The sequence below is a fragment of the Hydrogenophaga sp. GW456-12-10-14-TSB4 genome (assembly GCF_059424305.1).
In genome coordinates this window covers 1-16,281 of sequence record NZ_JBWKZH010000069.1, presented here as the reverse complement: position 1 = coordinate 16,281, position 16,281 = coordinate 1, and the positions used below count along the sequence as shown (strand labels likewise).

Genomic DNA, 16,281 nt, shown 5'->3' with positions numbered 1-16,281 from the left:
GCGTGGTCATTTACGGCAACGACCCCACTTGGCTGCCTGTACACCCATCGACTCAATCCCAATGTGCATCGGTGGCGGGCTCATGAAACGAGGTTTTCAGCAGGCACTGGTTGTCCTCGGCAACGCGGTACATGTCGTCCAGCAGAGTGGCGATCACCTCGTCCAGCGCCTCACGGGACAGGTGAGGAATTGTGAGCTCGTACAGTGTGCCTTCGGTGTTCAGACGCTGCATGGCAAAACGTTCGAAGCAGGTCTGCTCGATCAGCCGGTGGGCACGGGTCAGGCCGCGCGACTGTTTGCTGAACCGGGCCAGGGTCATCGTGACACGCAGGACCGCCATAGGCATTGTTTCATCGGCCGGGGGGTGCGCAATGCCCGCCAGCTCTGTCAGCAGGAGCCGCGGAGGTGGTGGCCGTGGCAACTGCGCCGCTGGCGCCAGGGCGGTCAGGCCCTGCTCGAACCGGGCTCGCAGGCTGGAATCCGACGCATCGAGGTAGCGCATGGCCGATTTGACATCCTTCCAGCCGACGTACTCCATCAACTCCTTGATGTCCCAGCCGCTGGCGCGTGCCCAGCCGGCAAAGCCGCGGCGCATGGAGTGGCTGCTGTATTGCTCAGGTGACTCGACGCCTGATTCGGCGAACAGACTGCGCAGCAAGGGAATCACGCTGTTGACGTGCAGGCTCTCCTCGGCAACATGGCCCCAGCGGTCAATCTTGCGGAACACCGGGCCCTCGCTCAGTTCAGCGAGGCTGACCCAGGCATTGAAGGCAGTCACAGGACACAGTCGGGAGAGCGCGGGGCATCTGAAAACGCGGCCCTCACGCTGCCTGTCGCCTTTGCTGCGGCCAAGGTAGCAGGTCATGCCCTGGCCGGGGGTGACCTCGGTGTTCTCAACGAGCAGGTTGACCAGTTCGTCGGAGCGAAAGCCCCGCCAAAATCCGAGCAGTATCAGGCTGCGGTCGCGCGTGTGGCGCAGCGCGGTTGACTGGTTGCCGGACCGCTGCGCATTGGTGATGGCGGTATCGAGCCATTGATCGACCTGCTGAAGCACGGTCAGTTCGAGTGGGCGGGCGCGCTTTTCCGGCACGCTGTGAACGGAGCGAATGCCTTTGAGGACCTGCCGCACCAAGGTCGATTTGGTGGGATCGGGAAAGCCCTGGTCGGTGTGCCACCTTGACAGCGCCGCCAGCCGCTGGCGCAGCGTGTTGATGGCCAGGGTAGCTGCGTGATCGGCCAGGTAGCGGGCGACGGCATCCGCCGTGGTAGGCAGCAAACCTTTCCACTCAACTTCAAAATGACGAATCGCCGAAGCGTAGCTTCGGCGCGTGTTGTCGCGCTCGGCAGCCTCAATGTACTGGGCAAGACCAATCATGTACTGTCTTTGAGGCGTTCGTTTTTGTGCAGTCAGGCCCGAGTCGAGCTGCGTATGGGCTGTGTTTGATTCTCAGTAGAGATATTTTTCGAAGTACGGTAAGCCCAGTACAGACCAGGTTGAATATGTGATCAACCAGAAAATGACTTTAGCGCCCATACCCGGTGGACGGACACATTCATTTTTTGCACGACGGCTCGACCCGGGCCGATAGACCCGGTGCCAGCCGGCCCACTACCGTACTGATGAGTGCCACTATCGCGAGCCAGGGCCGATATGAAACGAAAGCCGGAAAGCTGCTCAACCATGCGCTCGCCAGGGGAAGGCCTGCTAGGGCCAGTGGCAAAAGGCAACAGGAAAACAACAACGAGATCAGCACCACACCGTCTAACGCGGACGCTGAGTCACCATCGTCCTCAACAGCATGCACTCGGGATTCAATATTGGTGGTCATAGGCTTGCTCCGCGGCCGTACTGGCAACGGGACAGCATAAGACCGTAGCCAGATACGGTGTCAAGGGCACGAAGTCGCAAGGTAATGGCCCACCGTAAAGACGGCAACGCAGGGCGCACGTTATTTGTTGCTCGCGCTGTGTGCCAAGGATTCAATGATGGGGCAACAGACTGCGGCGGGGCCGGCCTCACATTGCTGCACCAGATTTTTGAGCGTCGATCGGATGCGCTTCAGATCGGTGATCCGTTCTTCCACAAGTTGCAGCTTGCGAACGGCTGCATCGTGAGTCGGCCCGCAAGCGCTGGACTGTTCCAGGGCCAGCAGGCCCACAACTTCCTCCAGTGAAAAACCCAGTGCTTGGGCGCGCTTCACGAACCGGACGCGGGCGATGGTCGCCTCGTCGTAGTAGCGAAAGCCCCCTGGCGATTTCGGCGGCTCCGTCAGCAGGCCCCGCCGTTGATAAAACCGAATGGTTTCCACGTTCACGGCTGCAGCGGCGGCGACTTTTCCGATGGTGATTTTTTGAGCCATGAATTTTTACAAATAAGGTGGCAAAACTGCTTGACTCTGTACCGTAGTACGGAATTTATAGTAGCTCATCAAGTCATTTTTTAGGACCCTATGGAACAAGACAAACTTGCCAAATCGACCCTCATCGGAGGTGGCCTGGCCGCGCTGGCAGCGTCCGCCTGTTGCCTCGGACCCCTGGTATTGGTCGGCGTGGGCGTTGGTGGCGCATGGATCTCCACCCTCACCAAGCTCGAGCCTTTCAGGCCGCTCTTCATCGCCATCGCATTGTTTTGCATGGTGCTGGCCTACCGAAAGATCTATCGGGCACCGGCTGCTGCCGACTGCGCGCCCGGCTCGGCGTGCGCACTTCCGCAGACGAACCCCCGGAACCGGGCTCTTTTCTGGGTGGTCTCGCTGCTTGTGGGTATCGCCCTGGCCTATCCATACCTTGTGACGCTGTTGGAGTGATGCCAGCCATGCTCAAAAACACCTGGTTCCAGTGCGCGATGGGCGCCCTGGCATTGGCGTCGCTCGTTTACCTGGGCATTCTGGGTATGTTGCTTTCCATGCAGCGCTTCGGCTGCTGCCCCATTGTTCTCATCTACTAAGGAAAATTCATGTTCAAAACAATCCGTACCCTCGCGCTGGTGTGTGCTGCTGGCCTGTCGTCCATGGCAATGGCCGCCATACAGACGGTGACGCTGGATGTGCAAGGAATGACGTGCTCATCCTGCCCCATCACGGTCAAAATTGCCCTGTCCAAGGTCGATGGCGTTCAAAAAGTCAAAGCCAGCCTTGAGAAACGTGAAGCCGTGGTCACTTTCGACGACCAGAAAACCTCGGTCGAAAAGCTCAGTCTGGCGAGCGCCAATGCTGGTTTTCCGGCTACGCTGAAGGTGGTGAAATGAGCTTGGAAACGCTTGATTTTCAGATCACGGGGATGACCTGCGACCACTGCGCATCGACGCTGCAGCGGGCGCTGGGCCAGGTGAGCGGTGTGCGCAGTGCAACGGTGTCCTATCCAGCGCGCCAGGCAACCGTTGCGCTCGATGCAGGTGTTCAAGCGGAAACGCTCATCAAGGCAATCCGGGCCAAGGGGTTCGATGCCACGCTGGAGAGCGCAGCCGTCAAGGAGCCTGCATCTCCTGTCACACCGCCGACGTCCGTTCCAGGTGCGGGCGCTGCACTGAAGGTCGTCATCATCGGCAGTGGCTCGGCGTCTTTTGCCGCGGCATTGCGAGCCGCAGAGGAAGGCGCGACGGTCACCATCGTCGAAGCGGGCGTGGTGGGCGGAACCTGTGTCAACGTCGGTTGCGTGCCCTCCAAGATCCTGATTCGCGCGGCGCAAATGGCGCATCAGCAGGCGCACCACCCATTTCCTGCCATCGACAAACGCACGCCTCGGATCGACCGCGCGGCCTTGCTTTTGCAACAGCAGAGCCGGGTCGAGGAGTTGCGCTACGCCAAATATGAAGCGATCCTCGAATCGAATGCGAGCATCACTCTGGTGCAAGGCCGGGCTCGTTTTATCGATGCTCACACGATCGAGGTTTCGCAAGCGGGTGCCGCTCCACAGCGGCTCATAGCCGACCGGGTCTTGATCGCGACCGGGCGCTCTCCTATCGCGCCTACCACGCCGGGCCTGTCCGCGACCCCGTACTGGACATCGACCACAGCGCTGCTCGCCGACCAGACGCCCGAGCATCTGGTCGTCTACGGCGCTTCGGTGGTCGCGCTCGAACTGGCGCAGGCGTTTCTGCGCCTCGGCTCCAAAGTCACGCTCATTGCGCGCTCGACGCTGTTGTCCAAGGAAGATCCGGCGATCAGTGCCGGACTTCAGTTGGCTCTGGAAGTAGAAGGCATGCGGATTCTGACCCACACGCAGATTCAAACAGTGAGCCACGACGGCACCGATTTCCACATCGACACCGGCGCCGAGAAGCTCAAGGGCGATCGCTTGCTGGTGGCGACGGGCCGGCAAGCCAATACGGCAAACCTGGGGTTGGAGCTTGCTGGCGTTGCCGTGGATGATTCAGGCGCTGTCGTCATCGACGAACACATGCGCACCTCGGTCGCCCATATCTTCGCCGCCGGAGATTGCACCAACCAGCCGCAATACGTCTACGTTGCCGCCGCCGCCGGAACACGCGCGGCACGCAACATGATGGGGGGCGATGCGGTGCTGGACCTGAAGGCCATGCCGGCAGTCGTCTTCACCGATCCGCAGGTGGCAACCGTGGGCCTGAGCGAAGACCAGGCAAGAGCCGAAGGCTTCGAGGTTGACAGCCGGACCCTGGCGCTGGAAAACGTACCTCGCGCGCTGGCGAATTTTGACACCACCGGCTTCGTCAAACTGGTGACCGACAAGGCGACCGGTCGCCTCATTGGCGCCCAGATCCTCTCGGCCGAAGCGGGGGAGATGATCCAGACCGCGGTGCTCGCCATTCGCAACCGAATGACGGTGCAGGAACTGGGCGATCAGATGTTTCCCTATTTGACGATGGTGGAAGGCCTGAAGCTGTGTGCCCAGACCTTCTTCAAAGACGTGAAGCAGTTGTCGTGCTGCGCGGGGTGAACACACGCGGACGCTGAACGCTGATGCACAAGCGCGGCTTCATTGTGCGTGCTGGTCGTGTGGCCGGGACAGCCGCGCTGCTGGCAACCTGCATGCTGCAGACAGCGCTCGCGTATGACTCGGCAAAACTGGAGGCCGCGCTTGACTCGTTAAGCGCAGCTAGCTTTGCCGCTTGGAAAAGGCGGGCGCGAGTGGGAGAATGTGACGCCGCTCTGCAGCCCTTGCGCTTCGCACACGTCCAGAACATCTTGCGCGTAGCCGGCCAAGCTGCTGTAGCGAACTGCGCTAAAGGCCGATAGCTGCGACTTGCCGCTTCCAACATAGTCAAACAAGATTTGGCGATGTGTGCCAGCGAAAGCGGGCGTGATGCGGCTCCATACGGATTGGCTACAGCCAAGCCCGTGGGCAAACAAAATCGCTGGCCCGCTGTTTCCCAAGGATTTGACGTTGTTGCGTTTGTTGACGTTCATGGTCTTAAGCTGAAAACAGGGTGGTGAACCTTACCGCGGGGTGGTCAAGACTTTAAGCGTTCTGCCACAGGCCATTGATTCAGGACTTTTCGCGGCATAGCGGCGCCCCGCGTTCACCACAAACCGCCACGAACGCAGACATGTCTCATCTCCGTCATTCTTCTGGTAGTCGATGGGCTTCACTCACTTCAGCCTCTTCCGGCTGGCGGGGGGGCAGATCAACTCGGCACCTTGAGCGGCACGTCGATGTTGAATGGCCGGTGCTGAAGGTGCAGCGGACGCTCGCCTCGCAGGATGGCGAATGTCAGGTTCCGGCGGCGGCTGCCATCGGTCTGCAAAACCTGAGTGGCTGCAGTCAGTCTTGGGACCGCCTACCAGAGTGCCGCTTGGCAGCGGTTGCTGCCGTTCGAGTTTTCAACGTGAATGCCCTTGGCGTGCCGGATTGCGATCACTCCTATTCATGCATCGTGGTAATGCGCAGAGACAGGTTTCAGGCGCGCAGTTGACATTGCTAGAGAGTTGACAACAGCGTGCAGAGATCTGCAAGCTCGACGAGCAAGACTGCAGCAGCATCAAGCATGGTGCGATCAATCACCTGGGCGTGTCGCCAGCGTTGATGGCTTACCGCGAGCACAAGGCCATGCTGGGCAAGACTTAGGCCGGCGAGAAGTTCCCGGCGGTTGTGATGATGGGGGCTGGCTGGATGGTGGTCCCCGACATCAAACCAGGCAAGTGATGGTGAGTGGCTGACCCGCCCTGGGTCAGCCACTCAGTCGGGATCGCTGTTTGCAGGTGATCCCGTCCTTTTTGTCAGTTGGCGCAGCAGCGCTGTGGCCAACCAGCCATCACTTTGATCCACCCGAAGCCTTGGCCACGTAGGCCGCCAGGGCGGCAATTTGCGCATCACTGAGTTTGCCGTTGTAGGACGGCATCTGCCCAATGCCGTTGCGCAGCGCGGTGGCCACGCGCTTGGCATCGGGCTTGAGCTCGTCCAGGCTGGGGCCCACGGCGCCTTCGGCTCCCGCGTCCTTGAGCGCATGGCACAGGGCGCAGGCAGGCACCGCGCCTTGGCCGAACAACACCTTGCCTTGTTGAAGTTGCGCGGCATCGTCGGCGGCGTGCACGGGCAGCACTGTGAATGCCAACGACCACAGGGCAGCGACCAACGCGTGTTTTTGGATTGTGCGCTTCATGCCACGCTCACTTTCACGGCGTGGTCGGCCCAGCTGGTGTTGTTGTAGCCGCCCGCGTTTTCCATGCGTTGTTCGGGCTGCACGTTGCCTGCGGTGTCGGTGGCTCGGCTCGCCAGGGTGAACTGGCCCGCCGGCAGGCGCGCCGCAAAAACAAACTGCCGCCACGCAAAGCGGCCGAGGTCGGGCCCCACCATGCGCGCGAGCTGCCAGGTTTTTCCGCCGTCCAGAGAAACCTCGACCTTGGCCACCGCGTTCATGCCGCCAAACGCCACGCCATGGATCTGTGTGTCACCCGCTTTAAGCGGGGCGCCGTCCGTGCCGGGACCGTTGATCCACGACTTCACCGTCATTTCCTGCACCGATGGCTGCGACGGGTCGCCCTTCGCGCCGGGCGGTGAAATGCGGTAGCCGTGCGACATGATGCGTGCGTCGGTCTCCTGAGCGGTGAAGGCCAGGCGTTTGACGTACTTGATGTTGTTCACGCCCGTGTAACCCGGCACGATCAAGCGCAGTGGGCCGCCGTGGGCCAGCGAAATCGGCACACCGTTCATTTCCCAGGCCAGCAGGGCATCGGCGAGTGCGGCAGCAGGCACCGAGCGTTCCACGATCACGCTCTTGGGGTCCAGTCCATCGGGGAGTTTTTCGCCGCCTGTGCCGGTGAGGTAGGCCATGCCGGCCTCCACGCCGCCCAGGGCATCCACCACCCAGCGCACCGGCACACCGCTCCACACCACACAGCCTGCTGCGCCCACTTGCCAAGGCGTTCCACTGGGCTTGTTGGGGAAGTAGCCGCGTCCGTTGCCAGAGCATTGCAACACCATCGCCGTGGTCTCGATGCCCATGCGCTTGAGGTCGCCCAGCGTGAGTTTGCGCGGGTTCTTCACCCCCTCGATGTTGATCTCCCAGGCATCGCGGTTGCCCAGGATCGAGGCGTCGGGCGCGGGCAGATTGTTGCGGATGTAGAGCTGCTCGGACGGCGTGATTACGCTGGTGCCGAACACACTGCGCTTGGTCTCAATGGTGGTGCTGCTGTGCACGATCAGGCTGGCCGGGTCCTTCCAGCCCACGTACGCTGGCAGAGGCTTGGCAGCACCGGCCACGGCGACGGGCGCGGTCTCACCAGCAGCGGCTGCGGTGCGGCCAAAGCTGGCCAGACCAACGGCAGCCAAAGCAGCGCCGCTGCCGGCCAGCAGGTGGCGCCGGGGGAGCGAGGTGGGTTGTTGGTTCATTTCTGGGGTCTCCGGTGGTTGGGCGTCGTGCGCCGGTTGGGGTGAAAGGGGTGAGCGGTTGATTCGTTGACAGGGACGCGGTGCCTCAGCCTGGCCCGGACACGGGAGGTGCCTGCAGTGCCGTCTGCGCGACCGCCAGTGCCTTCTTTTTCTGGGCCACCAGCAACAAGGGCTTGCCCTCGCGCGAGCGGATCACCTTCCAGTGCACGTTGCTCCACCAGCCGCTGGCCTCGCGCAGGTCCACAGGCTGGTCAAAGGCATACACCGTCACCATGCCGCCCTTCTCGAAGAACGTGGTGAGGTGGTAAGCGAGGTGACCTTCGATATCGCATGGCCGCATGAGTTGGGGAAACCCGGGCACCACGTTGGCGTCCCGCATGCCCAGGTGCATGAGCAACTGGCGCTGCTCCATGAAACTGCCCCGCAAGCTGCGCTCGTGGTATTCGTGGTCGATCGCGTCGCGCACCATCGCTGGCGGTCGCACGGCGAGCACCCCGCCGCTGGTGCCACCGGCCAGCAAAAGCGCCGCCAGAAAACGCTGCAAGCCGCGTCGCGCCAGCAGCGGCTGCGGCTTTCGGTACAGGTGTGCCGGTGCGTCGCTGGCCTCGAAGGCGATCGCCAACTCGGCGCGCGCGCGCAAATCGAATTCGCTGTCGGGCAGGAAAGGCGCGTCGGTATCGGGGCTCATGTCTTGGTCCTGCGAAACGGGGTAACGTTGACATCGGCCTTGGGTGTCGCAGGTACCCCCATGGCCAGCTTCAAAGCGTCGCGCGCACGGGCTAGGCGCGACAACACCGTGCCGGGCGCGATCTCCAGCGCCTCGGCCATCTGGGCGGTGGGCATGTCGTCGAAATAAAACAGCACCAGCACCTCGCGGTGGATGGGCGCCAGGCGCGCGAGCGCCTTGACGACATCGAGTTTGTCGTCCAGCCCCGCGTCGGGCGCCGCTTGCTCGGGCTGCTCTTCATCGTCCAGCGACTGCATGCTGGGTGCGGCCTGGCGAAAGGCGGCGCGGCGCATGATCTGAAAGAGCCAAGCCCGTGCCAGCGCAGCGTCGCGCAGTTGCTCCCGGTGCTTCCAGGCGTTGGCAAAACAGTCTTGCACCACGTCTTCGGCAATGGCGCGCGAACCAGTGAGCGCCCACGCACTGCGCAGCAAAAAACGGTAGTGCTCACGCACCCATTGGTTATAGCGGGACTCGGCAGACTGGAACAGCATGGTGATCAAGAGCGCTGCGTGGCTTGGTTCATTCCGTGGCGCTCATCGGTACTTTCCCTAGGGCTGTCGATCAAGGCCCCCGCGTCCCACCCAGCGACGGAAATTCCGCTTCCGCACCTTTGGCTGTGCGCTGCTGCAGGGTGTGCAGTCGGCGTTGCATGCTCTGGATCTCCACCGTCTGCCCGGCAATGATTTCCTCGGCCAACTGCCGGGTGACAGGATCGCGCCCATGCTGCAACACCAGCCGCGCCATGTCCACAGCGCCGGCGTGGTGCGGAATCATCATCGCCAGAAAGTCCTGGTCGGCCTGGCCTGCGTAGCCCGGGCTGTGCATGGCCTGCATCATGCGGGCCATCGATTCGTCCATATCCCGCTGGAATGCGCTGGTGTGCGCGGCGCTGGCGCCGTGGCTGGTGTGCGCGCCGCTCATGCCGTCTGGCCCTTCTCGCCCACACGCACGTAGACGAGGTTGATGCTCTTTTTGTTGCGCAGCGCGCCAGAGGGCAGCGTCAGATTGCCCAGGGGGATCTGCGCAATGAAGGTCGGGCGCAGCGGGTCGCTCACATCAAATGCACTGCACACGGTCTGGCCCGCGTTGGGCGTGCCGGGCAGCTCGTCCTGTTCGTGGGCCACATACAGCAGCGTGTTCTCGGGGTTGGTCCACAACCCGTGCGACTCGCGGCCACGGCTGGAGAAGGTGCCCACCACCTTGCGCTGTCCGCCCGGAGCGCTGCGGTCGATGATGGCGATCGGGCTCGACGCCACGCCGCCGGGGCCACCATCGTCGATGCGCGCCAGGCTGGCATAGACCACGCTGCCGCGCGCATTGCGCACGAACTCAACGTGGTTGGGCCGAGCGCCCATGCCGAGTGGCACGGTGTCGATCAGGTCGAAGCCACCCTGCGTCGAGCGGCAAGACACCGCATCAGCCAGCTTGTGCGAGAACCACACCTCGGCACCGTCGGGTGTGGTCTTCATGAAGGGCGTGAAGCCGGGTTTGTCCTGTGCGCTGATGTCCAGCGTGGTCAGCCGCTGCGGTTGGCTGTGGCCATCCGCGCCGGGGTTGACGCGGAACACGTCGATCTTCGACACCTTCTGGCTGGCCACAAAGGCCAACGTACCCTCACGGTTGAACCACACCTGCGCCGGGCCGCTCAGTGTGGGCAGGTATTGGCGAACCGCGCTGGAGCCCGGGCTGTCGGCCCCCTTGAGCTGGCGAACGGCACGATCGACGCCGACGATGGCAATGCGGTCTTCACCGCGCAGCGTGACCCACAGCTCGCGGCCGTTGCGCGTGAAAGTGGGCTCGTGCGGTTCGCGGCCCAGCAGCAGGCCACTACTCAGGCGCTCGGGGTTGGTGGTGGGCCCAGACGCAGGGTTGGGTGTGTTGCCGATGACGCGGCGCTGCTCGGCGTCGATCAGATAAATGTTGCTGGAGCCGCGCCCGCTGGTGGCCAGCAGCCGGCCGTCGGGCGACGGCACCGCGCCGTGGGCGTCGATGCAGCCGTGGTACAGCGGCTTGTGGATCATCGCCGCGTGTGTCGGCGCCACGCCGGCGGTGACGTAGCGAAATGGAGGCCGCGGGTCTTCGTCGAAGCTGGTCAGGTTGATCGTGCTCTCGACGGTGTTCGTCTTCGGATCGATGACGACCAGCGTGTTGGAGTCTTCATTGGTGATGAAGACGCGGTCGCGCGGGTCGATGCCGGTGGCTGCGGCTCCCGCTGAAGCGCCGGACGGGGCCTGGGCATGTGCTGCGGGCAGCGCGCTGGCTGCCGCGGCGGCCAGGGTGTACTTGAGAATGTCGCGGCGTTGGGTGGTCATGTGTGCTTTCTGAGTTGGTGTGGAGAGTGATCGCTTGGGTCGTTAGCCGGCAGCCGCCGATGAACCACTGCCCAGCGCTTGCTTCAGGTCAAGAGCGCGGCTCAGGCCGTTTCATTCCCTGGCGCGAGCCGACAGCGCGTCGCGCCGACGCCGCCCTGGCCTTCAGCGCGGGGTGCCAAGTTGCCGATAGACCTCGGCCGACACCTGCGCCAGCACGCTGCGGTCGGCGTCGGACGACAGGGCGTAGCCGAAGGGACCGTCGACCCAGTAGAAGACATTGACCGCACCTTCGCGTGCGAAGCGGAAGGCCGTGTCTGTGTTCTTCACGCCGGCCTGCAGTGCCTTGTCCGGCCCCGCGGCACTGCCCACGTCGGCGACATCGTTGGACACGTACAGCGTCAGTTTGCTGCCGAGCTCGTTGCGGTACATGAACTGCGCAACCGGCCCCTGGCCACCCGGCAACAGGCGCCCGCCTTCCAGCGTGTAGCCCTGGGCCTGCAGGTGCGGCGGCTTCATCGGCGCGCCCATGCGCTTGGACAGCCATGCCACCAACTGGTCCTCGTGCGCCGCGTCCACCTCGACCGGGCGGCGCGCGTCGGGACTGTATACCGCGTGAGCCACCGCCGCGCGCTGCGCGAAGCCGCCCGCTGACGCCAGCGTCAGGCCGCGCTCGGCGGGTGCCGCGGCGGCCATGCGGCCGGCATCGTCGCCCCCCGCGGGCAGGCCGCCCCGCAAGCCCCAGCCAGTCGCGCCGCTGATGACGGCGATGGCGATCCCAGCGGCCAGGCGCTGGAGGTACCAAGGCGTCTGCGGCACGGCGCGCGGGCGCGCCGATTTCAGCAGGCGCTGCGGCGGCTGTTCATCCAGCACGGGATCGAGCAAGGCGTGCAGTTTGCGCTTCTGCGCCCGGTAGGCCTCCAGGCGCTGCGCGTCTTCAGGGCGTGCGGCCAGATAAGCGGCGATCTCGACCTGGCGCTCAGCGGGCAGGCGGCCATCAACGAACGCATGCAGGTCGGCCTCGGTGACCGGGGGAATGGACGGTGGCGGACGGTCGGTATTCATGGGTTGCTTCGCAATATATTCATTTGACGACTTTCAGCCGCACCGGTTCTGCGCGGCCTTCCATCAGGCCGCGCAGGCGCTCACGGCCTCGCGACAGGCGCGACATCACGGTGCCGATGGGGATACCCAGGGCCTGCGCCACATCGGCATAGGCCATGTCTTCCAGCGTCACCAGAAGAAGCACTTCCTTCTGCTCGACGGGCAGCAAGTCCAGTGCAGCCTGCAGATCCAGTACAGCCAGCCTGTCGGTTTGTGTCGGCGCCACCGGCACTTCGGGCGTGTCGTCGTCCATGGTCACGGTGTGCAGCCTGGGACGGCGCACGCCATCGACGTGCAGGTTGTGCATGATGCTGAAGAGCCAGGCGCGCATGTCGGCCACGCCGCCCCACAGGTTCGACTTGGCCCAGGCCCGCTCCAGCGTGTCCTGCACCAGATCGTCGGCGTCGTCACGGTTGTTCACCAGCGCGCGCGAATAGCGGCGCAGGCGCGGCACCCAGCTCAGCAGGCTTGCGTCGTCTTGCATCGGGGGGTCGTGGCCTGAGGGACTGGACGGAAGTCGACAGCAAATGTCATTCCTTGATGATGTGCCAGACGTCTTTGAAGTTGTCGCCGGCGCGGTCGCCGGGCTTCTGGTCGGCCTGGTAGGTGTAGACCGGCTTGCCCTTGTAGGCCCACTGGCGCGCACCGTCGTCGCGCATGACGATCGTGTATGCACCGGCGGGTTGGTCGCTGGCGGCGGCCATCGCGGGCGGCCACAGCGCGGCGCAGCCGCCGTTGCAGGTGCTCTTGCCGCTGCCTGCCACGTCCTTGTCGAAGGTGTAGAGCGTCATGCCCTTGGCGTCGACCAGCGCGCCGTTGGCGAGCTTGGCCGGCGCGTCGGCAGCCATAGCGCCGGTGAGTGGTGCCGCGAAGGAAGCCGCTGTGATCAGCAGCGCGGCCAGAGTCGAAAGGTGCTTCATGGGGTTGTCCTTTAGGGTCTGGTGGAGAGTAGCCACGCTGCGTGCCGTTCAGTAAGCCGCAGCCACCGCCAGCTTGGGGTCGATCTGCCAGGTTTCACTGACGATCTTGCCTTCACGGAACGTCAGCACGTAGCGCACCTTGATGGGCATCTTGCCTTCGAAGACGACGTTGGCCGAGACGGTGGCGCCCTTGGGGTTGGCCGATTCTTCAATCTGGCCGACTGTGAGCTTCAGTGGGCCGACGGCCTTGCCGAACTTCTCCCAGGTGCCGCGAATGGCATCGGTGGTGGCATAGGTGCCGTCGAGTGGGCCGCCTACCCAGTTCAGCTGGGCCTGGTCGGCATAGGCACGCATGACGATCTGGGTGTCGCCCGAGGCGATGGCCTGGAAGTGCGTGCGGGCGTCGTCGCTGGGGGCGGCGAAGGCGCTGCCGGAGGCGAGCGTCAGGGCGGTGGCGGCGAAAGCGAAAGTCTTGAACATTGTGGGCTCCGATGAAGGGTTGGTGTGAAGTGAAGGGGGGTGAGTGCTGGACGAAGGGTCCGATAGGTCCCGACAAAAGAGCAGACGGCGTCGGCATGCGGTCTATTCCAGAGCGTGCAAAGAAATTTAGGGTCAGGGCCCTGGGCCGTGAATTCGAGGCTTCAGCCCAGCAGGGCCGGCACCCAGCGGTTGATGAGCGCGCCTCCGACGATGAGCCAGCCGAACAAGATCAACGCCAGCAGCAGCGGCTTGGCCCCGGCCTTGCGAATGGCGCCGATGTGCGTGGCCAGGCCGAGCGCAGCCATCGCCATCGCCAGCAGCGCGGTGTCAATCTCGATCGTCACTGCCACCACCGACGCCGGCAGCCATTGCAGCGAATTGAGCAACACAACCGCGACGAAGCCGAAGGCGAACCAGGGCACAGCGAGTTGACCCTTGGCGTGAGCATGCTCTGCCTCCACCAGGGCTTGCAGGGTGCTGTCGCGCGCCAGCCAAGCCGACAGCATCACCAGGAACGGCGCCAGCATCATTACTCGAACCATCTTCGCGATGACGGCCGAGTTGGCTGCGTCCGGGCCCACCGAACGTGCTGCGGCCACCACCTGGGCCACCTCGTGGATGGTCGATCCGACGTAGATGCCGAACCCGTTGGCGCCGCCGGGGATCAGCGCCCAGTGCCGGTTCAGCTCGAACAGCGCCGGGTACAGGAAGATCGCCAGCGTGCCGAACACCACCACCGTGGCCACCGCCACCGTGACCTGCTCGGCGCGCGCCTTGACCACCGGCTCGGCGGCCATCACCGCAGCAGCGCCGCAGATGGCACTGCCAGCGCCGATCAGCATCGCCGTCTTGCGCTCCAGGCCCAGCCAGCGCGTGCCGATGAGGCAGGCCAGTGCGAAGGTCGAGCCCAATATCATCGCGTCGATGGCGACACCAGCTATGCCAACATGGTCAATGTCCTGCACGGTGAGCCGCAGGCCGTACAGCACCACGCCCAGGCGAAGCAGGTTCTGCTTGGAGAAGTTGACGCCGGCGCCGCTGGCTACCGCCCAGCGCGGGGCCCACGGGTAAACCGTGTTGCCCACGATCATGCCCAGCACGATGGCCAGCGTCAGCGCACTGAAGCCATGGTCCTGCAGCCAGGCGATGCGGCCCAGCGCGATACCGGTGGCAGCCAAGGCGCCGCTCAGGGCCAGGCCGGGGAGCATGCGTGCGAAAGCCGATGCAGAGGCCGATGTGCGTGGCTCAGGAAGTACGTTGATGGTCATGCTGCTTGCCTCCGGTTGAAGTTCATGAGGACGAAGCTTCCGGCTTCATAGATGACCCGTCAAACGGGTTGTATCGCTAAGATGTACCCATCTGATCGCTTTGCAAACAAATCCGCCATGAATACCCTTCGCCTCACGCTGCGACAGCTGCAGATCTTCGTGGCGGTTGCGCGCAGCGGCACTACCACGGCAGCCAGCGCCGAGATCGCGCTGTCGCAGTCGGCCACCAGCTCGGCCGTGAATGAACTTGAGCGGCTGCTGTCGCTGCGCCTGTTCGACCGCGCGGGCAAGCGCCTGCTGCTCAACGACAACGGCCGTGCGTTACTGCCGCGGGCCCTGGCGCTGCTGGACGGTGCCGCCGGCATCGAGTTGATGTCCCGCGATGGCAGCGCCCAGGCGCAGTCGCTGCGCATCGGCGCCAGCACCACCATCGGCAACTATGTGCTGCCCAGGCTGCTGGCCCGTTTTGTCGCAGCGCAACCGGGCCATGCCAGTGCCTGGCGCTCAAAGGTCGTGATCGGAAACACGGCGGCCATCTGTGACGCGGTCGCTGCGTTTGAACTGGACGTGGGCCTGATCGAAGGGCCTTGCCACCAAGCGGCGCTGGCCGTCACGCCATGGCACCAGGACGAGATGGTGGTCGTTACATCGCCCGACAGCGCGTGGGCACGAATGAGCCTGGCCGGCGAGCGGGTGCCAATGCGGACACTGCGTGAAGGGGTCTGGCTGGTGCGTGAGTTGGGCTCGGGAACGCGCGAGGCCACCGACCAAAGTCTGCTGCCCCACTTGCGCTCCTACCGTCGAAGCATCGAGCTGGGAAGTTCGGAGGCGATCAAACATGCGGCCGAGGCGGGTATGGGCGTGGCCTGCCTTTCGTCGTGGGTCGTGAGCGACGCTTTGGAGGCCGGCCGCCTGTGCCGCATCGCCACGACCTTGCCGCGGCAGCTCCGACAATCTCACCTGGTCGTGCATCGCGACAAACAGCCCACCGCTTCGCTGCTGGCATTTGTCGACCAGGTATCTGGCGCCGAGAACACGGCGCCATGAAATGTGACTCCATCGAGGTCAGGCCTGAGCAGCTCGCCAGTCGGCGCTCAAAGCTTATCCACGCACCTTCAACGAGATTCACGGCAGGCTCACCTGCACAAATGCCGGATGCGGATGGCGAGGTCAAGACTGCCGCATATCCACATACCGCGCGCGATGTCTTGGGCATTGCGATCCAACGGCCACCCCTTGTCTCCTTCTTTATTTGCGGCGAGAGCAATGATCAGAATGTTGCAACAGCATCAGGTCAAAGTGAACTATTGCCCGTCTATCACGCACTTTGAGGAGCACTGGGAACCCGGGTGGCGGGTATTGCGCTACGGACACTGAAGGACCAAAAGAAGTGATTCGCCCTCCCTGCTGGCGCTTGAAGAAGGCCTGCCCATGGTCCAGAACACCGTTTCGTCCGTGACGCAAAGGGCCATTCCAGAACTTTGCACTTCGCTACAGTGCCGAACGACCGGTACAGGTAATCGATCGGTCGCTTGAGATCCTGACCGGTAAGCGACCGCTTGCGTTGGCGCCCATGGACTCTGCCGTCGAACCTAAGGCTACGCTGAACAAGTAGCCGATTTGAGCGATCCGCTGCCCAATGGGTCGCTGACGCGGGGAAGCCTCGC

The 16,281-nt window shown here is 63.7% G+C and carries 20 protein-coding genes; 6 read left to right on the top strand and 14 right to left on the bottom strand.

Annotated features, from left to right (window positions below; translation table 11 throughout):
* Positions 1–52: 52 nt before the first annotated feature.
* Together AC07ZS_RS24810 and merR are read right to left on the bottom strand one after the other, a co-directional pair.
* On the bottom strand, positions 53–1,375 hold the full coding sequence (locus tag AC07ZS_RS24810) for a site-specific integrase (RefSeq protein WP_494801183.1): 1,323 nt from the start codon (positions 1,373–1,375) through the stop codon (positions 53–55).
* A 574-nt stretch (positions 1,376–1,949) separates the two neighbouring features.
* A complete protein-coding gene (gene merR, locus AC07ZS_RS24805) occupies positions 1,950–2,360 on the bottom strand; it encodes a mercury resistance transcriptional regulator MerR (protein WP_494801182.1) in 411 nt (136 codons plus the stop codon).
* 90 nt (positions 2,361–2,450) lie between these two features.
* Between merR and AC07ZS_RS24800 the strand changes: the two genes are divergently transcribed.
* The 4 genes from AC07ZS_RS24800 to merA are packed head-to-tail and all read left to right on the top strand — an operon-like array spanning position 2,451 to position 4,914.
* Positions 2,451–2,807 (top strand): mercuric transporter MerT family protein, encoded by a 357-nt coding sequence (locus AC07ZS_RS24800; protein WP_494801181.1) that lies wholly within the window; start codon positions 2,451–2,453, stop codon positions 2,805–2,807.
* Positions 2,808–2,815: 8 nt separating this feature from the next.
* Complete coding sequence (locus tag AC07ZS_RS24795) at positions 2,816–2,947, top strand: hypothetical protein (RefSeq protein ID WP_494801180.1); 132 nt, start codon at positions 2,816–2,818, stop codon at positions 2,945–2,947.
* 9 nt (positions 2,948–2,956) lie between these two features.
* Positions 2,957–3,247: a mercury resistance system periplasmic binding protein MerP gene (gene merP, locus AC07ZS_RS24790; protein WP_494801179.1), complete on the top strand. Its 291-nt coding sequence runs from the start codon at positions 2,957–2,959 to the stop codon at positions 3,245–3,247.
* Entirely contained in the window at positions 3,244–4,914 is a 1,671-nt protein-coding gene (gene merA / locus AC07ZS_RS24785; protein WP_494801178.1) for a mercury(II) reductase, read from the top strand. The genes merP and merA overlap by 4 nt, the downstream gene beginning before the upstream one ends.
* A 149-nt stretch (positions 4,915–5,063) precedes the next feature.
* Here the strand turns inward: merA and AC07ZS_RS24780 are convergent, their stop codons facing one another.
* The 12 genes from AC07ZS_RS24780 to AC07ZS_RS24725 all read right to left on the bottom strand — a co-directional run bounded on the left by AC07ZS_RS24780 (position 5,064) and on the right by AC07ZS_RS24725 (position 14,614).
* Positions 5,064–5,384, bottom strand: coding sequence for an alpha/beta fold hydrolase (locus tag AC07ZS_RS24780; RefSeq protein WP_494801177.1), 321 nt, complete (start codon positions 5,382–5,384; stop codon positions 5,064–5,066).
* 845 nt (positions 5,385–6,229) lie between these two features.
* On the bottom strand, positions 6,230–6,577 hold the full coding sequence (gene sorU / locus AC07ZS_RS24775; protein WP_008904214.1) for a SorU family sulfite dehydrogenase c-type cytochrome subunit: 348 nt from the start codon (positions 6,575–6,577) through the stop codon (positions 6,230–6,232).
* On the bottom strand, positions 6,574–7,806 hold the full coding sequence (sorT, locus tag AC07ZS_RS24770; protein ID WP_062405656.1) for a SorT family sulfite dehydrogenase catalytic subunit: 1,233 nt from the start codon (positions 7,804–7,806) through the stop codon (positions 6,574–6,576). The genes sorU and sorT overlap by 4 nt, the downstream gene beginning before the upstream one ends.
* A gap of 85 nt (positions 7,807–7,891) precedes the next feature.
* Positions 7,892–8,494, bottom strand: a complete 603-nt coding sequence (locus AC07ZS_RS24765; RefSeq protein ID WP_008904212.1) for a hypothetical protein — start codon at positions 8,492–8,494, stop codon at positions 7,892–7,894.
* Complete coding sequence (locus AC07ZS_RS24760) at positions 8,491–9,024, bottom strand: RNA polymerase sigma factor (RefSeq protein ID WP_050813810.1); 534 nt, start codon at positions 9,022–9,024, stop codon at positions 8,491–8,493. Before AC07ZS_RS24760 ends, AC07ZS_RS24765 begins: the two co-directional genes overlap by 4 nt.
* Positions 9,025–9,094: 70 nt before the next feature.
* Entirely contained in the window at positions 9,095–9,454 is a 360-nt protein-coding gene (locus tag AC07ZS_RS24755; protein WP_008904210.1) for a DUF305 domain-containing protein, read from the bottom strand.
* Entirely contained in the window at positions 9,451–10,845 is a 1,395-nt protein-coding gene (locus AC07ZS_RS24750) for a YncE family protein (protein ID WP_062405660.1), read from the bottom strand. Before AC07ZS_RS24750 ends, AC07ZS_RS24755 begins: the two co-directional genes overlap by 4 nt.
* Positions 10,846–11,007: 162 nt before the next feature.
* On the bottom strand, positions 11,008–11,907 hold the full coding sequence (locus AC07ZS_RS24745) for an anti-sigma factor family protein (protein ID WP_067513519.1): 900 nt from the start codon (positions 11,905–11,907) through the stop codon (positions 11,008–11,010).
* Positions 11,908–11,926: 19 nt separating this feature from the next.
* Positions 11,927–12,430: an RNA polymerase sigma factor gene (locus AC07ZS_RS24740; protein WP_008904230.1), complete on the bottom strand. Its 504-nt coding sequence runs from the start codon at positions 12,428–12,430 to the stop codon at positions 11,927–11,929.
* Between the two features lie 46 nt (positions 12,431–12,476).
* A complete protein-coding gene (locus tag AC07ZS_RS24735) occupies positions 12,477–12,794 on the bottom strand; it encodes a COG4315 family predicted lipoprotein (protein ID WP_231624607.1) in 318 nt (105 codons plus the stop codon).
* Positions 12,795–12,914: 120 nt separating this feature from the next.
* A complete protein-coding gene (locus AC07ZS_RS24730; protein ID WP_008904227.1) occupies positions 12,915–13,346 on the bottom strand; it encodes a nuclear transport factor 2 family protein in 432 nt (143 codons plus the stop codon).
* A 161-nt stretch (positions 13,347–13,507) separates the two neighbouring features.
* Positions 13,508–14,614 carry a YeiH family protein gene (locus AC07ZS_RS24725; RefSeq protein ID WP_067513517.1) on the bottom strand — a complete coding sequence of 369 codons (1,107 nt, stop codon included), beginning with the start codon at positions 14,612–14,614 and terminating at the stop codon, positions 13,508–13,510.
* A 117-nt stretch (positions 14,615–14,731) separates the two neighbouring features.
* On the opposite strand from AC07ZS_RS24725, the gene AC07ZS_RS24720 reads away from it, so the two are divergent.
* Entirely contained in the window at positions 14,732–15,661 is a 930-nt protein-coding gene (locus tag AC07ZS_RS24720; RefSeq protein WP_067513515.1) for a LysR family transcriptional regulator, read from the top strand.
* Positions 15,658–15,945, top strand: a complete 288-nt coding sequence (locus AC07ZS_RS24715; protein WP_143434382.1) for a hypothetical protein — start codon at positions 15,658–15,660, stop codon at positions 15,943–15,945. Before AC07ZS_RS24720 ends, AC07ZS_RS24715 begins: the two co-directional genes overlap by 4 nt.
* The last annotated feature ends 336 nt before the right edge of the window (positions 15,946–16,281 follow it).